Genomic DNA, 22,227 nt, shown 5'->3' on the forward strand with positions numbered 1-22,227 from the left:
ATTGGAGAGTGATTATCATGACAATGACATGCAGGAATAATATAAAACACGACAGTATAATATTTGATACTATTGATAACTTAGTACCACCAGATCACATGGTCAGAAAGCTTGAAGAAGCTGTTGACTGGAACTTTATATATCCTCTGGTAAAGGATCTGTATAGTTCTGAAGGAAGGCCATCCATTGATCCGGTGGTTTTATTTAAGATGATATTCATTAACTTCTGTTTTGGCATCAACAGTATGAGAAAAACCTGTAAGGAAATAGAAGTAAATCTGGCATACAGATAGTTTATAGGATATGAAATGTTTGAGAGTATTCCAAATTATTCTACCTGGAGCCAGAACTATATACGTAGATATGGAGATTCTGATATATTTGAACAAATATTCAATAGAATACTTAAGGAAGCTATGGATGCAGGATTTGTTGATCTCGAAACAGTGTTTGGAGACGGAACACACGTTAAAGCCAATGCAAATAAAAGAAAACATACAGATGCAGAAATAGAAATCACAAAAAAATGTTTTGAAGATTCCCTGCTTGAGGAAATAAACCAAGAAAGAGCATTAGATGGTAAAAAAGAATTTCACTCATTAAACAGAACAGAACTGGATTTTGATTCTGAAACAGGAGAAGAAATAGAGATAGTAAAAACAAAAAGAGTAAAGCAAAGTACTACTGATCCTGAATCCGGGAATTATCATAAAGGAGAACATGAAGAATGTTTTGCGTATGAACAGCAGACATTCTGTGATAAACATGGATTCGTATTGAGCTTTGATACAGTCCCTGGAAATATACATGACAGTGTTTCATTCTTTGGTGCATACAGACATCTTCAGGGAAAATTTGGAGATCAAATTAAAAATGTATGTTTAGATGCAGGATATAAAACACCAGCCATTGCCAAAGAGATAATAGATAATCATCAGCAGCCAATACTTCCATATAAAAGACCTCAGACGAAGAAAGGCTTTTTCCCAAAAAGAGAATATGTGTATGACGAACACTATGACTGGTATATATGTCCAAACAATCAAACATTGACATATACAACAGTGAACCGACAAGGGTACAGGCAATACAAGAGTAATCCATTAATATGTGCCAGCTGTCCGTTGAAAGATAAATGCACCAAAAGCAAGAATACTACAAAAGTGATAACCAGACATGTATGGGCACCCTATCTTGAAGCAGCAGAAGAGATAAGGTATACCCCATTATGGAAGGAAATATATCCATTACGCAAACAGACAATCGAGAGAGTATTTGCGGAGGATAAGGAGAATCATTGCTTGAGATTCACACGAGAAAGAGGGTTAAAGAAAAATCGACATAGAGCGTCGATGATTTTTGCATGCCATAATCTAGAAAGAATGGCACGATGGAAATGGGAAGCAAATCCATTTTTAAGCTTAATACCTCAAAATCAGTACTTTGTCTTATTGGAAAGTCAATATTATTGAAGTTTACAGACAAAATAAAAAGTGACATCGTTTAAAATGTCACTTTGTCAACACTCTGAGACCGTCTGAAGACGGTTGAGATTGCTTGTGAATGACTGTTCCTCTTCTGGACTGACATATACAGCCTTGCCAAAGATGGTCACCTATAGCAAAAAGAGGCTGTAACGTTTAAGTAAATTTTATAGATTTACTTGAGGCGTACAGCTTCTTTTCTTGTGCTATTTTCATATGTTGATGTAAAACAGTATTAAAGTAGATGTTTTATATCTATTTTGGGCACACTAAAAACAACCTGTCCCATATAAAGCTATCTTAGGATAGTATCATCCTCATCTTCTTTTGGTGATATTTCATCAGATTGAATCCCATACAGATCAAATAGAGCTCGTTTTCCACATTCTCCATTCCTCTTCTATGGATTCTGTTATATTGCCAATCATTCTTGATGACTCCAAATGTTCCTTCGGCTTGTATACATCTCTGTTGTCTTAGTTGTACTCCTGCTTCACTGTCCAACAGTTTTCTCGCATGTGCCTTCAGTTCATCAAGGATTGGATTGATATGAACTTCTCGTTTCTTGGCTTTTGTACAGTCCTTTTTGAGTGGACATCTATTACATGTCTTGCATTCCCAAACTTGTGTAATGCATGGATAGTCAGTCTTTGTATTTTCACTATCACGTTTGTATACGAACTCTCTACCTTGTGGGCATATCAATTTCCCGTTTTCTTCTCTCAACAGGTTCTCTTTTCGATAGATGTCTTTCTTGAACTTGGCTGTCTTTTCATATCGATAGTTTTGATATTTGAGATAACCTTCGATATCTTTTTCTAAACAGTACATGTAGTTGTCATAACTTCCGTATCCCGCATCTGCTACGACGATACCTGGATATTCTTGATATCTTTTCTCATATCCGTCCATGAATGGAATGAATGTCTTCGTATCACTTCTGGCATTGCTTACCATGACATGCGTGATGAATTCATCTGATTCTGCCAGTTGTACGTTATATCCAGGCTTGAATACTCCTGTATTGTTGTAGTAGTCATACTTCATATGCATAAATGTCGCATCATGGTCTGTCTTACTATAACTGTTTCTATCACTTCCACAAGTATCGATACGCTCTTGGCATTCCTTCAATTTTTCATTGAGCTTTTTGAGTTCCTCATAGGCCTTCTGTACTGGTGTCTTGTGGTGTCCTTTCCCTAGTGCGAATTGGACTTTATTCTTTGAACACCACAGGTATATTGAAACAATATATCCTCCAATAGCCTGTGTATCTTCATAGCTTTCTGTATAAAAGACACCTGTTAGTTTTGTAAGCTGTCCAATTGTCTCTGCTATTCTTGTGAGAGTCTTATCTTTTGTCTTTACAGCTGTCTTCTTCCATACGAAGCTGAACTTATTGGCATTAGCTTCCATGGAAGTTCCGTCGATGTATAAGATACGTGTATTTACCTTCATCTTCTTACAGATGACCAACATGACCTCTGTAAATATATCTGAAGCGTTGCCTTTGATTTGATTCGATATGAATCTTTGAAAGGCCATGAAAGATGGTCTTTCATCTTGGCAAAGATACATAAAGCGGATATCTGTCTTACATTTTTCTTCTATGGCTCGTAGACTATAGACATGATTCATATACGCAAATAAGATGACTCTCATCATCATGATAGGATCATACCCTTGGTTACCTTTATGAGATCGGATAAACCTCCTCAAGTTGATACTATTTACGATCTCTAGGAAAGACCACATTGGATCAAGTTTATCAATGACCAATGATAAATCTATTGGTAAACGTAATTGATATGGGGTATAATCTATTACGTGGGTTAGATTATAATTTATTGTGTTTTCCATACATAAATTATAACTAAAAATAAAATGTCCTTCCTCTTAATTTAGAGGTTGGACATTTTATTTTCTAGGCTGTTATGCGTTACAGCCTCTTATCTCTATGATACAAAAATTCATTGTTTATATTTGCGAAGCGACGTCTTCAGTGCTCGAACCATATCCAGCACAACCGATAACTCTTGGCTCGAACAAGATTGCAAGACTTCCAAGACTTCGTCATCGGTTTCTGTTCTGCTTATATACGGCCTCTCATAGAGAAGTGCATCCACATGCACCGAAAGGGACTTTGCGATGTCAGCCGCCACAGGCAAGCTCATCTTCGTGTTGCCAGTCTCAATGTGGCTCTGTTAATTCTCGTTTTACAAAAGGCGGAAAGGCAAATAGTGGTAAACCAATGCTTCAATGCAGTAGCTGTCATAAACGCTTTACTATTGATTATGGCCAGCTTACACATTATTCACATCAGGATGAATCTAAATGGGATCTGTTAATCACAGATACATTTGCACAGGTTCCTATAGAAAAAACAGCAGCTACGCTGGATATCAGTACATATACTGTATGGCGTACGAGAATGAAACTACTTCACATGTTTGAAGAACTTCTGAATACTACAGTAGTATCCGGAGAGATTGAGTTAGATGAAAAGTATCTTCTCAATTCTCATAAAGGCGAAAAGATAGCAGGTGTTGAACCTAGAAAACGTGGCGGCTCAGCTTCAAAGCGTGGAGTATCTAATGAACAAATATGTTTACCAACAGCAGTGCAGAGAAACGGCACTGCTGTTTTAAAAGCTACGAATACTGCTACTCCAACCAGTAGAGACATAATGAAGCTTGCAGACAATATTGGGGAGCACAGTATGGCGTGGCTTGATGGCAAAGCAGCATATAGTTGTCTGGTATATTCAATTTGACTCATATAGCTGACTAAATTGAATATACGTTTTCTTTCTACCTGACCTCGTATCCGTCAGGACTGTTTTTGATAGAATTGAAATCGTGAATGTGTACTTTGACAACCTCCTTGAAGCTTTGACTTCATTTTTTAGAATCTTGCCACTTCTTAATATTCAGAATCGAGATCAGTTGTATGGGTCTTTGAACTCTTATCTTTTACCAGGATCTATGCGGATACTTTGTAAGTGGAATACATATTCATATTTTACAGAAAGGATATATTTTTATGCGTTACTTTATCGGTATTGATGTAGCTAAATTCAAACACACCGCTTGTGTCATAGACACGTATGGCACCGTCCTTGTAGAATCCTTTGATTTCACTAATGATATCATCGGCTTCCAATCCTTATTGAAAAATATCAAACCATTCTTTAAAAAGAAACACCTCGTTGGTATGGAAGATACGGGACATTACGGAGACAATCTTCGCAACTTCTTATTGGAAAAACAGTATAAGGTCGTTATGTTAAACCCCATCGTTACATCTCATATCCGTAAGGCTTCCAACAAAGTCAAAAACGATAGAATCGATTGTTTCGTCATTGCCAACACGATGATGAATCCTAATTTCTACAGAGACCAACATGCACAATCTATTGATTACGCTACGGTACGTCAACTGACACGTATGCACCATACACATACGGAAGAAATCAACCGCTATAAGTATCAGTTACAGAAATCAATTGATATTGTCTTTCCAGAATTCAATTCTCTTCTCAACACCAAATATTCAAAAACCTATCTCGAGATACTAGATACCTACCATAGTGCTCATACAATCGCCAATACCGATATCCGCCTGTTACGGAATACATTGAAAAATGTTGGCGTAGGTCGTTCCGTATCAATCTCTGCAGAACAACTTAAGAAAGCTGCTAAGGAATCTATCGGTCAACACAACCTTGCGATTGAAATGGATATTCCATTTTTGATTTCTCTTATCAGAAGATTAACTTCAATATTAGGTGAAATCGATAAAAAAATAGAAGAATTCAGTCATCAACTAAACTCTCCTATCTTGGACATATCTGGAATTTCCCACTTTTCAGCTATGTCGATCATCTCCGAACTTGGTGACATTACTTATTTCTCTAGCGAAAAGAAACTCATCAAGTTCGCCGGTGTAAACCCATGCGTTTATGAATCCGGCACCTATAGTATGACACATACGCGGTTAGAAAAGAAAGGGTCAAAATACTTGCGCAAGACACTATATCAAATCATTGATGTTGTCATACGCTTCAACCCTATATTCCAAGCATTCTATCAAAAGAAGATTTCACAGGGTAAGAGTTACCGCTGTGCACAAGGTCACTGTATACGTAAACTCTTACGCGTTATATACAAGATACTTTCCACAGGTGAAAGATTCAATCCTGAAAAATTGAAATAGTCTTAATCCCATAATTCCAGTTGAAAGCCAAACTATGTAAAGATAGTTGTTTTTATTGTACACAATTCACTTTTCAAAGAACTATCGACACGTATATTTATCAAGTTATCTATTTTCAAACTTTTTCATCACTTTACTCTTGATTTACATATAGTTGTCTGTAAACGCAAAATGAGCTGCGCCAGCTTTTCTTGCTTTTCCGGCGACAGCTCATCAAATACTGTATAGAGTTCATTGAGAAGATTCCAGAATTCATCCGGTGGCTTCTCTTTCGGCGGGTGTGCTTTACAGCACCGTAGAACGTATTCCGCGACGGATATGCCGCTGCGCTTTGCGGCTTTTATTATTTTTGCTTTATCGCCCGGACGGATGCGCATTTCCAAACGGGCTGTCTTGTTATCTTTCAATATTCAGTCCTCCTTCATAGATAACGGGGTATTCAGGGGTGCCCCTGGGAATAGTCCACACCCGGTAGCGGTGTGGATTCGAGTGGATTTTGTACGGCAAAATCCGATGCTCGTTATACCTGTGGACGTGAGCCCGCAGGCATAAACAGGCGTATTTCAGGCGGTATCCTTTCAGCGGGTATAAAAACAGCTCCGACCGTAAAAGGCGGAGCGCGTTCCAATACCGGCATTAAAGTAATGCCAACCATATTTCATTACGGATAAACGCGGCATCACTTTCATGCCGTTAGTTCCCCATAAAGTCATCCATTGCGTCGAGAAGCGCCGCCTCATCTTCGGAAACCTCCGGTTCTTCCGTCTGAAATAACAATCCGCACGTATAACGTGCGGTTTTTAGGCTACCCTATAAGGGCCTTTACCACACTTCGACCCTTAAGGGTCTTGTGTAAAAGACCGACAACCGTGTTTGCACACTATGGCCTACCCTTTAAAAGGGTCTACATATTCTTTTTTACTTAGATTATCCTGTATCATATCTTCTTTTTCTTGATTTCGGATATACTCTTCTACTACCTTCGTATTCAGACCTACTGTACTTACATAATAACCCTTCGCCCAAAAGTTTCGATTGCCATATTTATATTTTAAATTTGCATGTTTCTCAAATATCATCAACGATGATTTGCCTTTCAAGTATCCCATGAAACTTGATACTGCTATCTTCGGTGGTATCTTTACCAACATATGTATATGATCTCTCATTGCATGTGCTTCTATAATTTCTACATCTTTATATGCACACAACTGTCTCAATATCCCTCCTATATCTGCTCTTAATTTTCCGTAAATTGCCTTTCTTCTATACTTTGGTATGAACACAATATGATACTTACAGTTCCATCTCGTGTGTGATAAACTTGAATCGTCATTTGGCTTTGTTGCCATTGATATCTCCTCCTTATATTTTGAATTTCGGTTGTCAGCCTTATTCAATTATATACGGAGGCTTTTTTCATCGCTTAAGCTTTTCCATTCTCATACGCATAGCGTATGGTTTTTATAGGAAACTTCGTTTCCTATAATGAAATATCCGCAGGAACGAACGTCCCTGCGGATAAACATTCCCGGATCGTCTGCCGTATCAGATCGGCAAGAGCATTTGCCTGCTCAAAGGAAGCATTGAGAGCGTCGATGACAGCCTTGTTCTTGGAGTCAGGGACGCTCTGTAAATGCTCCCACGCCTTGCGGTCTGATTCGTTATCCAGATTGAAGCGCAGACTCATTCGCTTGATATTCATTTCCCATCACCGGCCCTCAGAAGCTTTGCCTCTGCCATGCGTTCATAGCCCTTTACCGTGGCACAGATATCCTCGTTGATCGTGACTCTGTTTTCGTCGTAATCGGCAAAGTTCTTGATGAGACAACCACCGCCGCCCACCACATAGAGCTTCATCAGACGGGGATCGTATCCGTGTTCACGCAGACGGCGGAAGATGCCGTCCACATATTCTCTGGCGGTATCGGTGATTGTTTTGAGATATTCCGGATCAATATCCGCCTCTCCGAAACGGAGCACACGGGTCACGGTTTCCTCCGGCGGCTCGGTGTGGTAAAGACGCATCAGATTTTCTTTCACCTGAAGCATACACTGGTGGGTACCGAATTTCTCGGTAAAGCACTTTCGTGGATCCGGCTTTTTATCATTGATGAACATCAGATTCATCGTGCCGTTTCCGATATCGCAAAGCATATTCACGCCGGTGAATTCCTTGATATTCACATATGCCGCTGCAAAGCCCTGTGCGAAAAGTTCAATACCGACGAAACGGATATGATACTCCTTCTCACGGAAGACGAAATCAACCGTTTCGTTCTGCATCAGATAATCCCGGAAAGCCGCTTTCTGCCATAAGTTGATACATCGAGAAATACTCTTGCCGTCCAAATAGACGGGTATCATTTGCCGCGCGTTTGTTTAGAATTGAGACAATCGTGTCTTCAAAACTTTCTCCGATAGTGTGGTTGGAATCGTAGTCCTTCCAGCTAATTCCCCACACATTATGTCTATGAAGCTGAACATATGCATCATGCTCTGCCAAAAAACTCTTTCCCTTATCTGAAAGAGAGAAAGTAAACGGCCTGTGATTTGCAATAAATTCTTGATCCGCAGACGAAACGATACGTGAAATTAAATCTGCCTTTTTCCCCGTACTTGACGCACCTAACTGAGCAGTTAAAGCCTTTAATTCCGGCACCTTAAGGTACATAAACGCTTTTTCTACCGAATCTTCCTCGAGATAACCTTGCCGAATCATTTCCTCGTGATAGTATTGCGGATGTTGAATTCCACATTCATAAGTAATGTATCGTGAATACTCATTATCTTCTTTTACAGGTCCGGACGAAGATACTGCCCACAAAAATACAGCCTTTGCATAGTCTCCCTGCAATTCCGGAATTTCGCCATCACTGGTTATAACAGAAAAAGTAGGAGTAAACGATTCAATGGGATTATCAAAATGATTTACCGGCTGATTTATTGGGCCCGAAGACGTGTTACCGCGTATATGGGTCGATGGCTCTACTTTGCTGGCTTTGGGGGAATCAGAAAGAGGAATTGTATTTGCTGATACCTTTTGGGGGCCAAGAAAGCGGTATGTCAACACTGTAGCTAAAATAGAAATACCAAGCAAAAAAAGCGCATACCAATCCGGCGCCTGTAAAACGTTGTTTTCGTCAACTCCCCATATATTCGAAGCACAGATATGAACGGCTAAGAACACAACGAAAAACGCCAGAATGCTTAACGGCACCCGTCCTCTTCGCTTTTTTATTTGCCCCCCGCAAGACGAGCAGAATGACACTTTATTAGATATTTTTGTATGGCAATAAGGGCAACGCATATTTCTGCCTCTTTCTATTATAACTCGTTTAATGGAACACCAATGTCTTGAGAGATTTGAGTCATAAATGTCTTCATTGTATGTGAAACGTTATTGTCAAATTCTATTTTCAAGATATCCGAAAGATTTTCTCTTGTAATAGTAATCAAATGTGAACTGTTATTGATGATTTTTACATCGGGTTTCATAATAAACTCAATATAGCCACGAGAAAACATACGAGGTTTTTTATATGTTAGACCGGCAACACTTTTTCCGTTGAACGACGCAGTGGTTGTACCCGGGCCGTATTTTGTCATAATCTTGTTTGAAATCTTGATTTGATTGTCGGTTATGCACAATCCAATATCACTAAAGTTAAATTGTGCAAAATCACGCATAATAATATCCGGGCCTTCATCATCGTTTGCCTCTGTGTGCGGCGTTGTATTACTTGTAAATGCAGATCGATTACTTGATATGGCAGCATTATCAAAAGACTTGCTGGTTCCACTATTAATTGTTTGCCATTGGGATTTTGTAATTAGAATTTGACGCGGTTTCGCCCCTTCAAAAGGTCCAACGATACCACGTTCTTCCATCATATCAACAAGTCTCGCGGTTCTTGAATAGCCAAGTTTTAATCGCCGTTGAAGCATAGATACTGATGCCTGTCCTGTTTCAAAAACAACATCAACGGCGGTGGAGAAAAGCTCATCTTCATCCGACGCTGTATCCGTAGCTTTTGCGCTTTGCTCAACACTGGGATTATCAAAGATCTGAGCCGCCATGCTCCCAAGAGCATTGATACTATTTTTATTCTGACGTTGAATCTTTTTTATTGCTTTCTGTGTATCCTCATCGGGAATATATATACCTTGGCATTTTACCAAATTATTTTGCCACCTGAAAATCAGTTCGCCCGGAACGCTGAGATTTTCAGCACCGTTTTGCTCGATTGCAACCCGGGAATCTGCTCTTGCTGAAACACAAAACGAAATCCTGCACGGTACATTTGACAGAATATCTTTTTGAAGAATTTTTGATGAAGTTAATGAAGTTACAAAAATAAAGTGAATTCCAACTGGCCTACCATTTTTTAGGACATTCATCAAAGAAGCGGCGGTTTCGTTATCTAACTGAACGGAAGAAAAATCATCCAAAATCACAAACATATGCGGCAATTTTTCATTGCATGATGCTGCGAATTGCTTATTATATGTAACGATATCTTTAGCTGAAGACTCTGTTAACAGTTTTAGCCGCTTTTTAAGCTCTTTTGACAACCATGAAATCGCTCCTGCCGCTTTTCTGTCATCTGTTATGACAGGTATAATCAGATGAGGCATTGCATTAAAGACGGTATAATCTACATTCTTGGAGTCGTAGATAATAAACCTTACCTCTTCAGGAGGGTAATGTGTTGCTATATATGTGGTTACTGTTTGAACAAAAGATGTTTTGCCGGCACCCGAAAAACCGCATATCAAAAAATGCGGTATTTGGCTTATATCCTGAAAGAATGATTCTCCATCCGCCTTTGTACCAATAGGAGTGATGATTTCTCCTGCTTGTGACATATTTGATTGTTGTGTATTGTCTTCGTAAGCGCAATTCTGCGCCGCGCCGCCGGTGAGAAAATCATTATCCATAAGATTCAGCCTTTCTTTATAGCTTTGAAAACATCCGTTTCAGTTATAACACTTAATTCTTGGCTTGAACTTTCACTATTTTTTGAAATGCGCTTGGCTTGCTGAGTAACAACCCTTTCAAACAAGTTCCTTGCACCACGACCGTTTCCAATATCTGCAATAGAAACAGAAGAAAAATAGTCTTTTACTGCCGTTGTTGCATCCTCTGATAGTTCGTACTGATTTTTTTGGCAAAGAGAACCGAAAATATTATACATTTCTTCTGTGGAATAATCTGAAAAATGTATGTAACGATTAAATCTGGACTCCAATCCGGGATTTGAGTGAACGAAATCGTCCATCAGTTCATCATATCCGGCAACGATAACCACGAGATCATCGCGTTTGTCCTCCATCGCTTTTAGAAGAGTATCAATCGCTTCTTGACCAAAGTCATTTGCTCCGCCATTCGAAAGTGTATATGCTTCATCGATGAAAAGGACTCCGCCAAGAGCGCTATTTATCACTTCTTGTGTCTTTATTGCCGTTTGCCCTACGTATCCAGCAACAAGACCGCTTCTGTCAGTTTCCACGAGATGTCCTTTTGATAACAAGCCTAATGATTTATATAGTTTTGCTACGTAACGAGCAACTGTAGTTTTTCCCGTGCCCGGATTACCCATAAAAACAAGATGAAGAGATAATGACGGAACTTTTAGCCCTTGCGCTTTCCTACGTTGCTGATGCTGCACTACATAAATAAGATCAGATATTTCTTCTTTAACTAATTCAAGCCCAGTAAGCTCGTTAAATGTTGCAAGGATATCTTCAAGAGTCTCTTCTTCGTGTTCAGTGTCTTGACACCATGAAACATCATCTGCAGTGATTGTAGAAAGGATTTCTTCCGTCTTTTCCCTTTTAGAAGCAATTCGGGATGCTTGTTTCGATATTACATTCTCAAAGAAATTTCTTGCAGTACGGGCATTAGCAAAGCTTTCGTCATGCGATTCGCAAATTGCCACAAAATACTGCTTTATGATCTCGCTGGCATCGTCTGTAACGGTATAGGCGTTTTTGGCACAAAGAGAGTTGAAAATCCCCATCATTTCCTCGGATGTATAGTCTTCAAAATGAATAAACTTATTAAAGCGAGATTTTAATCCGGGATTTGACTCAATGAATTGTTTCATAAGGTCATCATAACCGGCAACAATAACTGCAAAATCGCCTCGGTGATCTTCCATTTCTTTGAGTAACGTATCAATGGCTTCTTGCCCATAACCTTGGCCTGTCTTATCTAAAAGGGTATAAGCCTCATCAATAAACAGCACACCGCCAAGCGCTTTTTCGATGATCTCTCCGGTTTTTATTGCCGTTTGTCCAACATAACCGGCTACCAAATCCTTTGCGGTTGCCTCAACAAGATGCCCCTTTGATAGGATGCCAAGTTCTTTATATATTTGAGCGACTAAACGTGCCACCGTCGTTTTTCCTGTTCCAGGATTGCCTGTGAAAACCAAATGGTAGGACATTTCAGATATGGGCAGGCCCCGTGTCTTACGGGCTTTCTGAACTTTGGCAAAATCGCTGATTTCCTTGACTTCCATCTTTGCCGCAGACAATCCGATAAGCTGACTCAATTCATCAAACGGGGACTTTTTGCTTGAAGACGGTTGGGTGCTTTTTTCTGATTTTTGCTTGCTTTCGGAATTAGTACGCGTGGTTGTTGCATTCGGTGCAGCAGAAATAATTGGTGAGATAACATCATCAGTATCATCCACGAAATCAAAAGGATCAATGCTATCATCATAAGCAATAATATGATGCTCGTCACAGGCCTTAACCAAATCGCCGTGAAGTTTCGTAATCATTTTTGCTTCTTCATATTCAACTGTCCCGTCAATCAAAGCAAAGGAAATAAAGACTAAGCCGAAGCATGATGCCAGTTTTCTACTATAATTTGTTCCGTCTTTCAAATCATTCTCAATGATTTTCTTGAAAAACGCTGGGACCGGCATAGAATACTGGCGTTCTGACAACTTTGACATTGCGGCTTTTACTTGATTGACAGTGAAAACTCTCTTTTTGTAATCTTCGGCAAATATGACGTTTAGGCACTCTTTGCAAGTGTTAATATCTATTGAGAAAGAGTTCCATAGATACATAGCACATGTACGGCAATAATTATCAATCAGCGTTATTGTGTCAGGCAAGATATGGGGGTACACGCGTATAAACGCTTGTACTGATTTTTGATAATTGGAATGTAATTCCTCTTTATACGTTCCCATTTTCATCCTCTTCCAAGAACATAGACATATCATCTATGAGGCTGTTATCGTTATTTGAATCGCCATCTACGCTCTCCGTCTCAAACAAATCCGAGTAAATGTCTTTCTCGATGTTATCTGCCGGAGCAGCTTCTTCATTGTCAAAAAGGCCGACACCTGCGGCGGCAACTGACGCTAAGCTACTGTCATTTTCAGGCTTGATAGAACTTATGCCATCATCACCCGCCATTGGCTGAATATCATTCACTTCATATTCTTCTACAGCATTGGGTGGCATCAACCCTATTGTATTTACATACGATTTGTAGAGCTTATAGGCGTTACCAACATTTTCGGCAATGAGTTTATTAGAAGTATGTAATTCTATGCTTAAATCTTGTTCAACCATAAAATGGACAAGTCCGTAACTGCATACAGGTATCTGGCGATTGTTGTTGAAACGCTTATCGGCAGTTCCGTTTTTATTAACATACTGCCAAGTATATCTAATAATCTCCGCATCACGAGGTACGGGATCAGTCTCTATGAAATTCGTAGTAGAGGAATACACTGTCAACTGATCATAGGAATAAGCAACATATTTTGCGCCTTTTTTAATAATTACATCGCTGGGGAGAAACAGCAGAGAGCATTTCCGACTTTTCACCAAAACCGAAAGAGCATCCGTCTTAACTTTGAAGCTGGTTCTATGCTTGGGCTTGATCTTTTTTACAGTCGCTCCGCTACGAGAAATATTACGTGAGGCACCGGCATGATATTTAGTATTTGAGTTAAGCTTTGCCGTTTCAATGATCCAGAGCTTTTTGCTGGATTTTAGCAGGTTTATTATTTCAGAATACTTATCCCATTCCAAAGAAGCGCTGCTGTCAAGATCGTATTTTATAACAGCGTTAAACAGCTTCGGGAAAACAAGTCTAACCAAAATTATTGGAATTAACGCCCACCAGGAAATTAACGCAAACAAAACAACAGACAGAATAATCCAGCACCACGTAAATGCCTTTGCGCGTTTAATGTCTTTAATAATGTTTCCGCTCAATTCAGAGGTATTTCCGGAAGAGGGGGATACTCTTATTGCGTCTGTAAAAGAATATGTGTTCTCGTAATTAAAAGTGGGAGAATATGCCTGCTTAATGCTTGCGGTATTCTTTTTAGAAGATGAACCGCCGATCTTTTTGCGATAATATATGCCGTTTCTGCCGACATTAACATAGGTTCCATTTGGCCCCATTGATAAACGAGCACCTTTAACTCCGGTGGAAACACCTACGCCGGATTTTGAAAAATTCACTCTAAACGGTCCAAAAGACTTGCTTTTCCTGAAATACAATCCCATATCGACACCTCAATTATTATCATCAATGGTAAAGTCCATAATTTCATCAACGCTGCAATTAAGTGCTACACAGATTTTGTAAAGACTTTCCATCGATATAAACTCATTTTTTCCCAGCTTGGCAAGAATGTTAAAACTGATTCCAGACGCATCTTTCAAATCTGTCCGAGTCATTTTTTATCGATTAGTTTTTTCCAAAGCTTGTCATATGAAACAGGCATTTTGATGCTCCCTTCGGATACAGGGTATAATATTACTTCTACAGTATATCATAAGTCACACGAAAAATCAAGATATTCTCATAAAATCGTGAGGGACCTCAAGTGAAAAGTTAAATTCCACTTCTAAGGTACGAAAGTTGAATTTAGTTATTCACCAAGCTCTAGTTGAATTTACTCTTACACTTCTAGTTCAATATAAGTGCCGATTCTTCGTGTTTTAGGAGGAAAACATTATGTTAACGAAGAATTCACACATGTCTTATTCAGATAGACAGATCATTGAAACTGGTATCGAAAATGGTTCTACCAAACAAGCTATCGCTACTACCCTTGGTAAAGACAAATCAACCATAGGAAAAGAAATCAAATTCCATCGTGTCCTTGCATACAAATGTAATCTGCCTCTAGAGTGTGCTAACTACAAACGCTGTAAACATGAACGCCATTGTACTCTGGATTGTATCGATTATGTCCCTTTCAAATGTACTCGCAGGGACAAGTCACCAGGAGCTTGTAATGGATGTGGAAACTATCGCTCTTGTCGCTATGACAAATATCGATACTCTGCCCTCGATGCACAGCACGACTACCAGATGACACTTACATCTTCACGACAAGGTGTCAATGCGACAGTAAATGATATCAAGCAGCTCGGTGAACTCTTATTACCATTGATTAAGAAAGGTCAGTCCATCTACTCTATTCTTCAAAGCCACAAAGAGATCAAGCTATCCGAAAAGACGATATACAACTATATCGAAAATGGTGTCTTCCAAGATGTGGGTGTATCGATCGGTGCCATCGATTTGAAACGTGTCGTAAGACGAAAGATGTCCAAACAAAAGCGCAATACATACAAGCCACGTAAAGACAATCGATACCTGACAGGAAGAAAGTACTCCGACTTCTTGATATACATGGAAAAGAATCCAAATGCCAAGGTCGTAGAGATGGATACGGTATACAACGACGTGTCCAACGGACCTTTCCTACAGACCTTCAAATTCAGAGAGTATGACCTGTTGATATGTATCTATCAAACCGTAAAGGACTCCTTACATATGTTGGATGGGATCCTATTATTGGAAAAGATATTAGGAAAAGAAATGTTCGAAAAAGAAGCCGAGGTCATATTAACCGACAGAGGAAGTGAATTCGTCCTAGCTGAAGAAGCGGAGATACGTGAAGATGGAACTCGCAGGACACGTATGTTCTACTGTGATTCAATGGCCTCTTGGCAGAAAGGTAGTCTAGAGAACCTACACCTATTGGTAAGAGAGATATGCCCAAAGGGATGTGATCTCCATGCATTGGGACTTACATCACAAGAAAAGGCAAATCTCATCAGTATCCATATTAATTCATATCCAAAAGAAAAGCTGCACGGAAGATCATCCATACAGCTGCTCCATTTCTACAACGAAGAAATGGCCAAGAAACTCTATGATTTTGGAATTACCGAAATCCCACCAGACGAAGTAATTCTAAAACCATATCTTCTAAAGTAAGAAGATAACCAAGAAGTTTCAAAATCAATTACACACGAAGGATCGGCATATAACTTTCACCAAACAACGAAGTAGAATCAACTCTTACAAATTTTTTGAACAGTAGATTCTGCCTACCTTTCATGCGCTCATTTTTCTGTTACTTCACCTTCATTCTAACTAAAATAAAATCATTTTCAACTTAAAAATAGTACCATCTTGGATTATCAATCCTTGCCAGTACTATTTCTGAATGACTTACTTCCACTTTATTGTTTATTCTTTAGAAGTGGAATTTAACTTTTCACTTGAGCAGTTTCAACATAAACGCAACACTCTGTTGCGTTAACATGTGACATGTTATCTTTATTCCTGTGTATCCGTTGGACTCCTATTTTAGATACCAGGAGAAAACATTTATGTCAGGTAAACATTTCACACTCGAAGACCGTATCAATATCCTTATGCATGTCAGACAAAATCATTCCATGCGTATGATAGCTGCCGCTTTGAATGCCTCTGCTTCTACTGTTTCCAGAGAACTTGAAAAGCATAGGATCCTTGATGAATACTCTGTCTTTCATCCTCTCGCTCCTACCTGCAGCCGAATCATGAAGGCCCCTTGGGTATGCAATGGCTGTCCTCGTTTCTCTGCATGTAAAAAAAGAAAGTATCGCTACATCCCTGCACAGGCACATAGTGCTTATGAATCTACTCTTCATCTGTCTAGAGAGAAGATCCGTACTGGGGAAAAAGGTCTGAGATTTCTCGATAATCTCGTCACACCTTTGATTCGTGACCAAAGGCAAACCGTCGCCCACGTATTCTCCACTCATGGTGAACAGATGGGAATATCCCGTTCTACTTTTTACCGCTATGTCAATGACAATAAGCTCACCATCCGCAATATAGATCTTCCCAAGCGAGTTCGCTATCCGCTCCTCAAAAAGAATATCAAACGTGGCGATAACACAATGATAGACAATCAATCGTGCCGTGTGGGACGCGATTATACTGCCTTTCAGGAATTCATTGCCCAACATCCGAAAGCTAATATCGCTGAGATGGATTCCGTCATCGGTAAGAAAGGTGTCGGCGAAAAGGTGCTTCTAACTCTACTATTACGTAAGAGTAAATTTATGTTTGCCTTCCTAAGGAATAGAAATACACAAGCTTCTGTAACAGAAGTATTCGACTACATCCAAAGGAAAATCGGCTTTGCAAGGTTCGCTACTATGTTCCATGTGGTGCTTACAGACAACGGTCCTGAATTCAAGGACCCCATTTCCTTGGAACATGGTACACGCAACGTACAGCGCTGTCGTATATTTTATTGTGATTCCCGTGCTTCCCAACAAAAGGGGCGTATTGAAAAGAATCATGAATATATTCGAAAATATCTGCCCCAAGGAACTTCCTTTAACGACCTTACACAAGAAAAGGTAAATCTAATGATGAGCCATATCAATTCCGTCAAGCGTGACTCATTGGATGGTCGTTCACCATTTGAATGTCTCACTAGAGCAGAACTCAAAACAATAAAAAAGCTTGGATTAACACCAATCGATCCAGATGAAGTCAATCTAAGCCTAGACCTAATTCAATAGGTCCCCGAAGTCCAACGGATACTCGACTTACACAAACTGAACTGTTGCGTTTAGTTGACACCTAAACCCTTCAGTTGTTTTCATTGCGCCCAAAAAGCAAGTATCCCTACATAGAAGATACCATATTACCATTAAAAAGAGTCATTATAGATTAAAAAATCATCTGATAATGACTACATTAGTTCGTTATCTGTTGCCTTTGCTTATCGTGTTGCGTTTACTTTGAAACTTAAGCAATCGTGAGGGATTCTGTGGTGGATATTGGGAATAATACGGTCGGAATGGACGATTTTTATAGAAAACGGAGGGTGAGAATACTCTCTCCCTCCGCAATGTCTACGCAAATATTAGATTGTCGTTTACTGCATCTATTGCTGACTGCCTTACTGAATTCATCCGCCGTACCCATTCCATTTGGTCGGATGTCTTGAACTTTTCCGTGATACCTGCCTTTTCGGCAAGTTCATTTACCAGTCGAAAGAACATATCCTCAGCCTGCTCGTTTAGATCGGCGAGGTAGTCATTCAACTTTCCGCTCGTCAGTAGATCGGCGTAAACAGTTTTGCGATGCTGTTTCAGATACCGCAGATGCCTTTGCCCCCATATCCCGATAGGACGTTCCTCCGGTTCATCGTCACCGGCAATGAGGTAATAATCGCCGACAAGCTCATATTTCAGCCCGGTGCGTTCATCCGTAATGTACTTCTCCATTATGCTCCCTCCTTTGTGATTACACGCAATTTCTTTGACGGAGCATCAATGATTTTGAGAATCAGTTCATTGACATCCTCTATTGGCTTATCCTCGTGAATATACTCATTACGAGCCGTCATTAGGCATCCAACAAGCAACCTGTGTTCAAAGTCATCCAAGTAAAAATATTTTCGCTTTGATTTGCGCATTGTTATTCCTCCCTCAAAAAATCTGTGTACGGAGCGTTGTCCGAAAGAAACGTGTCATGCATAAAAGCTGCTCCGAGGCGAAATCCGATGATAAAACTGTCGAGATTTCCTTCGCCGTTGACTACGCCCCAAGCGTTGACATAGGCAAGAAACTTTCTCTTTTCCTCACCTATGAGCTGATTTGTCATTTCTTCTTCGTAATCACTCAGTCTCCGCATTTCTTTTTGGGCTGCCGAATTTTGCGTTGAACTTCGTGCCTGCGGATCGATATTTCCGTAGAAGAACTCTTCAATAAATCCTTCCATTCTGATTACCTCCTTGTGCCTATATTGTAGGTGATAGCGGATGATAAATCGAATGTGCGGATATAGCAAAAGCACCATCCTGGAATTAACCAAGATGGTGCTTTTGTAATTTGTATCAGAAGGACACTTTCACGGCAAAACCGCCGTTGAAGAAATTGGTGTTCGTCCAATATACATTTGGTGGAGCTGAGGAGAGTCGAACTCCTGTCCAAGAATAGTCCCACATTTGTGCATCTACAGTTTATCTCACTGCAAAGTAAGACAATAACCACGACAGTGAGCGAACAAGTTATTGAATTTACCTGTAAATTGTCGGGTTCGCCCTACAGGCATTAGGTTCACCGTATCCATTTATTTACGCAATCAATACAGAATGGCTAAAGCATTGACCGGGTTGCTGCAACGCATCTAGCGTTCTTAGGCAGCAAAAGCGAAACTATTTGTTCTATTTGCGTTTAAATTTATTTAGTGATTAGGTCACAACTCCACTGCCGCACAAATCAAACATAAACCTGTCGAAACCATGACAGCCCCATAGTTTGTAACGCAATTGGAATATAACACGCTAAGCGTTTCATTGCAAGTATATCGCAGTACCATTTTAGCACCAACGAAATACATGTTTTTCATTAAAAGCATCGAAACCACCATGTAATGATTTCGATACTTTTAGATTTATATTTAATGAAACTTTAGTGCCTTCTCCATTGCACGTTTCGCATCGCGTAACTTCTCTGTTTCACGCTTGTCATAGAGATCTTTACCCTTTGCCAGTGCAATTTCAAGTTTGGCTCTTCCATCCTTCAAGTACATGCGCACAGGAATCAATGTATAGCCCTTTAACTTTACTTTCTGATGTAAACGGAATATCTCTAGTTTATGTAACAGCAGCTTTCGATCACGTGTTTCATCTACGTTGAAGATATTCCCGTACTTATATGGAGAGATGTGCATTCCTTTAATCCAAGCTTCTCCACGATAAATGGAGATATAGGAATCTTGAAATTGAATCTTTCCTTGTCTAACTGATTTAATTTCAGTGCCTGTCAAAACAATGCCACACTCAAACTTCTCCTTAAGGAAGTAGTCATGTGAAGCACGTCTATTTAGAGCTACTGTTTTTTCATGCGTCTTTTCTACCATGCGTCATCTTCCTTCCGGTTGATTTTCCTTTAAAGAATGATTTCTTATCACTCTGTTTTATATGCGATGGTTTTGAACCATCAAATTTACCACGTTTTTTGGGTGAGAATGGTTTTTTATCCTTCTTGTCACCGAATTTCCTATCTTCTCTTGGCATACGTGTTTGTGAAGAACGACGATCATTTGAGAAACGATCACGTCCTAAAGAGAATCTTGATGGCTTCTTTGCAATCGCAAAGTCTACAGTACCTGCATCTTTATTCGCATCAATAACTGTTATCTTAATAGGCATGCCAATACGATATGTCTTCTTACGTCTTTGACCTACAAGTTCAAAACGATCTTTATTAAACTCATAATAGTCATCATCTAAGTCCGCAACACGAATCATACCTTCTACTGTGTTTTCAAGTTTCACATACATGCCAAAGCTTGTAATACTTGAAATAATACCAGAATAAGTCTTGCCAATTCTTTCATGCATGTATTCCGCAATCTTCATATCTTCACATGCATATTCAGCATCTTGACTATTTCTTTCGCGAATGCTTGCATGTTCAGCTTGTGCCTTGCATTTCTCTAGATAAATTGTGCGTTGTTCTAAGTTATCGTTCGCTTGGAAACAATACTTACGTAACATACGATGTACGACCAAATCTGGATAACGACGAATCGGAGAAGTAAAGTGTAAATATTCATCTTCTGCTAGGCCAAAGTGTCCAATACAAGAAGCATCATATCGCGCTTTCTGCATACATCTCAATAACATTGTACTTAGTACTGGATATTCTGGAATATCATGTACAGATGCTAAATATCTCTGCAATTCATTTGGATAAATCGCTGTTTTACCTAAAACCAACTTGTGCCCCATACCCTCGGAGATACGTACAAATTCTTTCATCTTCTTTGCGGTTGGTGACTCATGAATACGATAAATGGATGGTACATCCAACCACTTCATATAGTTGGCTACAGATACATTAGCCGCAATCATGCAGTCTTCAATCATTCTTTCCGCATGACCACTCATACGTGCATGTACATCAATTGGATGCCCATTCTCATCCACTTCCACTACTGTCTCTGTGCCATCAAAGTCGATAGCACCCTTCGCTGTACGATTTACACGAATTGCATCAGCACAATCTCTTAAATCAAAAAAGAGATTGCCTAAATGCTTATACGCTTCTTGTAGTTTTTCATCACCATCTAGAATCTTATTTACATTTGCATATGTCATACGTTCTGTAGAACGGATAACACTTGGATAAATGGAGTATTCCTCAATCTTACCACTGTGATTGACATTCATCTGGCATGTGATTGTTAATCTTTCTACATATGGATTTAAAGAACAGATACCATTACTTAACTCATGTGGTAACATTGGTACAACCCTGTCTGTCACGTATGTAGAACAACCACGTGCAAGAGCTTCCTGATCCAAAGCACTATCTTCTGTTACGTAATGCGATACATCTGCAATGGAAACCTTTAACACCCAACCATTTTCAACGGGTGTAACACCCACTGCATCATCAAAGTCTTTCGAGTCATCGCCATCAATGGTAACGATTGTTTCACTAGTTAAATCAACGCGGTCTTTCTTATCACTTTCCTGAATTTCCTGGGGAATTGTTTTAACCTCTTCCATAACAGCTTCAGGGAATTGTGGATCAATATCATGGTCAAGAAGTATCGCAAGAATATCTACTCCTGGATCATCCTTGTAACCAATTACACGTTCAACATATACAACAATTGCTGTTCCATACTTCTGTATACGACAAAGAACCTTCATTCCCTCAACAGGAAGAAAATCTTGGTCATATTTTACTGTGATTAATTTATCCTGTAGCTTTTCATCATCAGGAATAAACTTTAGTCTTTTCCCACGTGGCAAAAACGTACCAATCATAAAATCCTTTGCACGTGTAATTACTCGTAATACTTCACCATAGGTTTCCCAAGGCTTGCAGCGAACAAGAACAGTATCTCCATCTAGTGCAGTATTTTGATCAGTAGGATCAATCTTAATTGACTCCTTATCTTCACGGTCTACAAAACCAAGACCAGAACGATTGATAGAAATTCTACCCGTCATGACTCCAGCCTGCTTTTGTGTTAAATATTGGTTATCATCTGCTCTAAATAATAGTAATTCACGTTCTAATTCAGATAATGCTTGGCTTACTTTCACGAAATCCGATGAGGAAGTCATCCCAAGTGCACTTAAAATATCGTCCACTCTACGATTCTTTTTTGGATGATTTTCAATATATTCTAATATTCTCTCTTTTAAATTCTCCATAA

At 39.5% G+C, this 22,227-nt stretch carries 19 protein-coding genes, 1 other RNA gene and 1 pseudogene; 5 read left to right on the forward strand and 16 right to left on the reverse strand.

The window, feature by feature from the left end; all coding sequences use genetic code 11:
• Window positions 1–23 precede the first annotated feature (23 nt).
• Window positions 24–1,472: pseudogene (locus RGT18_RS10750) on the forward strand (IS1182 family transposase).
• Window positions 1,473–1,784: 312 nt separating this feature from the next.
• On the opposite strand, the gene RGT18_RS10755 reads toward RGT18_RS10750, so the two are convergent.
• Complete coding sequence (locus RGT18_RS10755; RefSeq protein WP_338175466.1) at window positions 1,785–3,344, reverse strand: IS1182 family transposase; 1,560 nt, start codon at window positions 3,342–3,344, stop codon at window positions 1,785–1,787.
• 391 nt (window positions 3,345–3,735) lie between these two features.
• Here RGT18_RS10755 and RGT18_RS10760 point away from each other — a divergent pair, with 391 nt between their 5' ends.
• Complete coding sequence (locus RGT18_RS10760) at window positions 3,736–4,257, forward strand: hypothetical protein (protein ID WP_338176174.1); 522 nt, start codon at window positions 3,736–3,738, stop codon at window positions 4,255–4,257.
• Between the two features lie 269 nt (window positions 4,258–4,526).
• The gene (locus RGT18_RS10765) at window positions 4,527–5,699 is read left to right on the forward strand and encodes an IS110 family RNA-guided transposase (RefSeq protein WP_338176176.1); all 1,173 of its coding nucleotides are present in this window, start codon (window positions 4,527–4,529) and stop codon (window positions 5,697–5,699) included.
• 128 nt (window positions 5,700–5,827) lie between these two features.
• On the opposite strand, the gene RGT18_RS10770 is transcribed toward RGT18_RS10765, so the two are convergent.
• From RGT18_RS10770 to RGT18_RS10810, 9 genes are all read right to left on the reverse strand, one after another.
• Window positions 5,828–6,106, reverse strand: a complete 279-nt coding sequence (locus tag RGT18_RS10770; RefSeq protein WP_338176178.1) for a plasmid mobilization protein — start codon at window positions 6,104–6,106, stop codon at window positions 5,828–5,830.
• Window positions 6,107–6,586: 480 nt separating this feature from the next.
• Window positions 6,587–7,051 carry an IS200/IS605 family transposase gene (gene tnpA / locus RGT18_RS10775; RefSeq protein ID WP_006627367.1) on the reverse strand — a complete coding sequence of 155 codons (465 nt, stop codon included), beginning with the start codon at window positions 7,049–7,051 and terminating at the stop codon, window positions 6,587–6,589.
• 131 nt (window positions 7,052–7,182) lie between these two features.
• The gene (locus RGT18_RS10780) at window positions 7,183–7,404 is read right to left on the reverse strand and encodes a hypothetical protein (RefSeq protein WP_037404350.1); all 222 of its coding nucleotides are present in this window, start codon (window positions 7,402–7,404) and stop codon (window positions 7,183–7,185) included.
• Window positions 7,401–7,985, reverse strand: coding sequence for a ParM/StbA family protein (locus RGT18_RS10785; RefSeq protein ID WP_051241056.1), 585 nt, complete (start codon window positions 7,983–7,985; stop codon window positions 7,401–7,403). The genes RGT18_RS10780 and RGT18_RS10785 overlap by 4 nt, the downstream gene beginning before the upstream one ends.
• Window positions 7,966–8,919: an SAP domain-containing protein gene (locus tag RGT18_RS10790; RefSeq protein WP_028078741.1), complete on the reverse strand. Its 954-nt coding sequence runs from the start codon at window positions 8,917–8,919 to the stop codon at window positions 7,966–7,968. The genes RGT18_RS10785 and RGT18_RS10790 overlap by 20 nt, the downstream gene beginning before the upstream one ends.
• A 107-nt stretch (window positions 8,920–9,026) precedes the next feature.
• Window positions 9,027–10,640 (reverse strand): DNA translocase FtsK, encoded by a 1,614-nt coding sequence (locus RGT18_RS10795; protein WP_028078742.1) that lies wholly within the window; start codon window positions 10,638–10,640, stop codon window positions 9,027–9,029.
• 5 nt (window positions 10,641–10,645) lie between these two features.
• Window positions 10,646–12,910, reverse strand: coding sequence for an AAA family ATPase (locus RGT18_RS10800; RefSeq protein ID WP_051241057.1), 2,265 nt, complete (start codon window positions 12,908–12,910; stop codon window positions 10,646–10,648).
• The gene (locus RGT18_RS10805; RefSeq protein WP_028078743.1) at window positions 12,897–14,246 is read right to left on the reverse strand and encodes a DUF4236 domain-containing protein; all 1,350 of its coding nucleotides are present in this window, start codon (window positions 14,244–14,246) and stop codon (window positions 12,897–12,899) included. The genes RGT18_RS10800 and RGT18_RS10805 overlap by 14 nt, the downstream gene beginning before the upstream one ends.
• Before the next feature lie 9 nt (window positions 14,247–14,255).
• Window positions 14,256–14,420 carry a helix-turn-helix domain-containing protein gene (locus RGT18_RS10810; RefSeq protein ID WP_245580947.1) on the reverse strand — a complete coding sequence of 55 codons (165 nt, stop codon included), beginning with the start codon at window positions 14,418–14,420 and terminating at the stop codon, window positions 14,256–14,258.
• Window positions 14,421–14,700: 280 nt separating this feature from the next.
• Here RGT18_RS10810 and RGT18_RS10815 point away from each other — a divergent pair, with 280 nt between their 5' ends.
• A complete protein-coding gene (locus tag RGT18_RS10815) occupies window positions 14,701–15,975 on the forward strand; it encodes a helix-turn-helix domain-containing protein (protein ID WP_338176185.1) in 1,275 nt (424 codons plus the stop codon).
• Window positions 15,976–16,373: 398 nt separating this feature from the next.
• Entirely contained in the window at window positions 16,374–17,561 is a 1,188-nt protein-coding gene (locus RGT18_RS10820; RefSeq protein ID WP_338176187.1) for an IS30 family transposase, read from the forward strand.
• A 336-nt stretch (window positions 17,562–17,897) separates the two neighbouring features.
• Here the strand turns inward: RGT18_RS10820 and RGT18_RS10825 are convergent, their stop codons facing one another.
• The 6 genes from RGT18_RS10825 to rnr form a co-directional block, all read right to left on the reverse strand.
• On the reverse strand, window positions 17,898–18,272 hold the full coding sequence (locus tag RGT18_RS10825) for a TnpV protein (protein ID WP_028078677.1): 375 nt from the start codon (window positions 18,270–18,272) through the stop codon (window positions 17,898–17,900).
• Window positions 18,272–18,463 carry a hypothetical protein gene (locus RGT18_RS10830; RefSeq protein ID WP_028078678.1) on the reverse strand — a complete coding sequence of 64 codons (192 nt, stop codon included), beginning with the start codon at window positions 18,461–18,463 and terminating at the stop codon, window positions 18,272–18,274. Before RGT18_RS10830 ends, RGT18_RS10825 begins: the two co-directional genes overlap by 1 nt.
• 2 nt (window positions 18,464–18,465) lie before the next feature.
• Window positions 18,466–18,768 (reverse strand): DUF6809 family protein, encoded by a 303-nt coding sequence (locus tag RGT18_RS10835; RefSeq protein ID WP_028078679.1) that lies wholly within the window; start codon window positions 18,766–18,768, stop codon window positions 18,466–18,468.
• Between the two features lie 178 nt (window positions 18,769–18,946).
• Window positions 18,947–19,302, reverse strand: a transfer-messenger RNA (tmRNA) gene (ssrA, locus tag RGT18_RS10840).
• A gap of 147 nt (window positions 19,303–19,449) precedes the next feature.
• Window positions 19,450–19,911, reverse strand: coding sequence for an SsrA-binding protein SmpB (gene smpB, locus RGT18_RS10845; protein WP_028078680.1), 462 nt, complete (start codon window positions 19,909–19,911; stop codon window positions 19,450–19,452).
• Window positions 19,892–22,225: a ribonuclease R gene (rnr, locus tag RGT18_RS10850; protein WP_051241047.1), complete on the reverse strand. Its 2,334-nt coding sequence runs from the start codon at window positions 22,223–22,225 to the stop codon at window positions 19,892–19,894. The genes smpB and rnr overlap by 20 nt, the downstream gene beginning before the upstream one ends.
• Window positions 22,226–22,227: the final 2 nt, after the last annotated feature.

This window comes from Solobacterium moorei (genome assembly GCF_036323475.1).
Taxonomy (GTDB): Bacteria; Bacillota_I; Bacilli_A; order Erysipelotrichales; family Erysipelotrichaceae; genus Bulleidia; species Bulleidia moorei.

Coding starts and splice junctions, on each gene's coding strand:
- RGT18_RS10755 (WP_338175466.1), bottom strand. CDS start 3,344: ATGGAAAACACAATAAATTATAATCTAACCCACGTAATAGATTATACC.
- RGT18_RS10760 (WP_338176174.1), top strand. CDS start 3,736: ATGCTTCAATGCAGTAGCTGTCATAAACGCTTTACTATTGATTATGGC.
- RGT18_RS10765 (WP_338176176.1), top strand. CDS start 4,527: ATGCGTTACTTTATCGGTATTGATGTAGCTAAATTCAAACACACCGCT.
- tnpA (WP_006627367.1), bottom strand. CDS start 7,051: ATGGCAACAAAGCCAAATGACGATTCAAGTTTATCACACACGAGATGG.
- RGT18_RS10780 (WP_037404350.1), bottom strand. CDS start 7,404: ATGAATATCAAGCGAATGAGTCTGCGCTTCAATCTGGATAACGAATCA.
- RGT18_RS10785 (WP_051241056.1), bottom strand. CDS start 7,985: ATGCAGAACGAAACGGTTGATTTCGTCTTCCGTGAGAAGGAGTATCAT.
- RGT18_RS10795 (WP_028078742.1), bottom strand. CDS start 10,640: ATGGATAATGATTTTCTCACCGGCGGCGCGGCGCAGAATTGCGCTTAC.
- RGT18_RS10800 (WP_051241057.1), bottom strand. CDS start 12,910: ATGGGAACGTATAAAGAGGAATTACATTCCAATTATCAAAAATCAGTA.
- RGT18_RS10805 (WP_028078743.1), bottom strand. CDS start 14,246: ATGGGATTGTATTTCAGGAAAAGCAAGTCTTTTGGACCGTTTAGAGTG.
- RGT18_RS10810 (WP_245580947.1), bottom strand. CDS start 14,420: ATGACTCGGACAGATTTGAAAGATGCGTCTGGAATCAGTTTTAACATT.
- RGT18_RS10815 (WP_338176185.1), top strand. CDS start 14,701: ATGTTAACGAAGAATTCACACATGTCTTATTCAGATAGACAGATCATT.
- RGT18_RS10820 (WP_338176187.1), top strand. CDS start 16,374: ATGTCAGGTAAACATTTCACACTCGAAGACCGTATCAATATCCTTATG.
- RGT18_RS10825 (WP_028078677.1), bottom strand. CDS start 18,272: ATGGAGAAGTACATTACGGATGAACGCACCGGGCTGAAATATGAGCTT.
- RGT18_RS10830 (WP_028078678.1), bottom strand. CDS start 18,463: ATGCGCAAATCAAAGCGAAAATATTTTTACTTGGATGACTTTGAACAC.
- RGT18_RS10835 (WP_028078679.1), bottom strand. CDS start 18,768: ATGGAAGGATTTATTGAAGAGTTCTTCTACGGAAATATCGATCCGCAG.
- smpB (WP_028078680.1), bottom strand. CDS start 19,911: ATGGTAGAAAAGACGCATGAAAAAACAGTAGCTCTAAATAGACGTGCT.
- rnr (WP_051241047.1), bottom strand. CDS start 22,225: ATGGAGAATTTAAAAGAGAGAATATTAGAATATATTGAAAATCATCCA.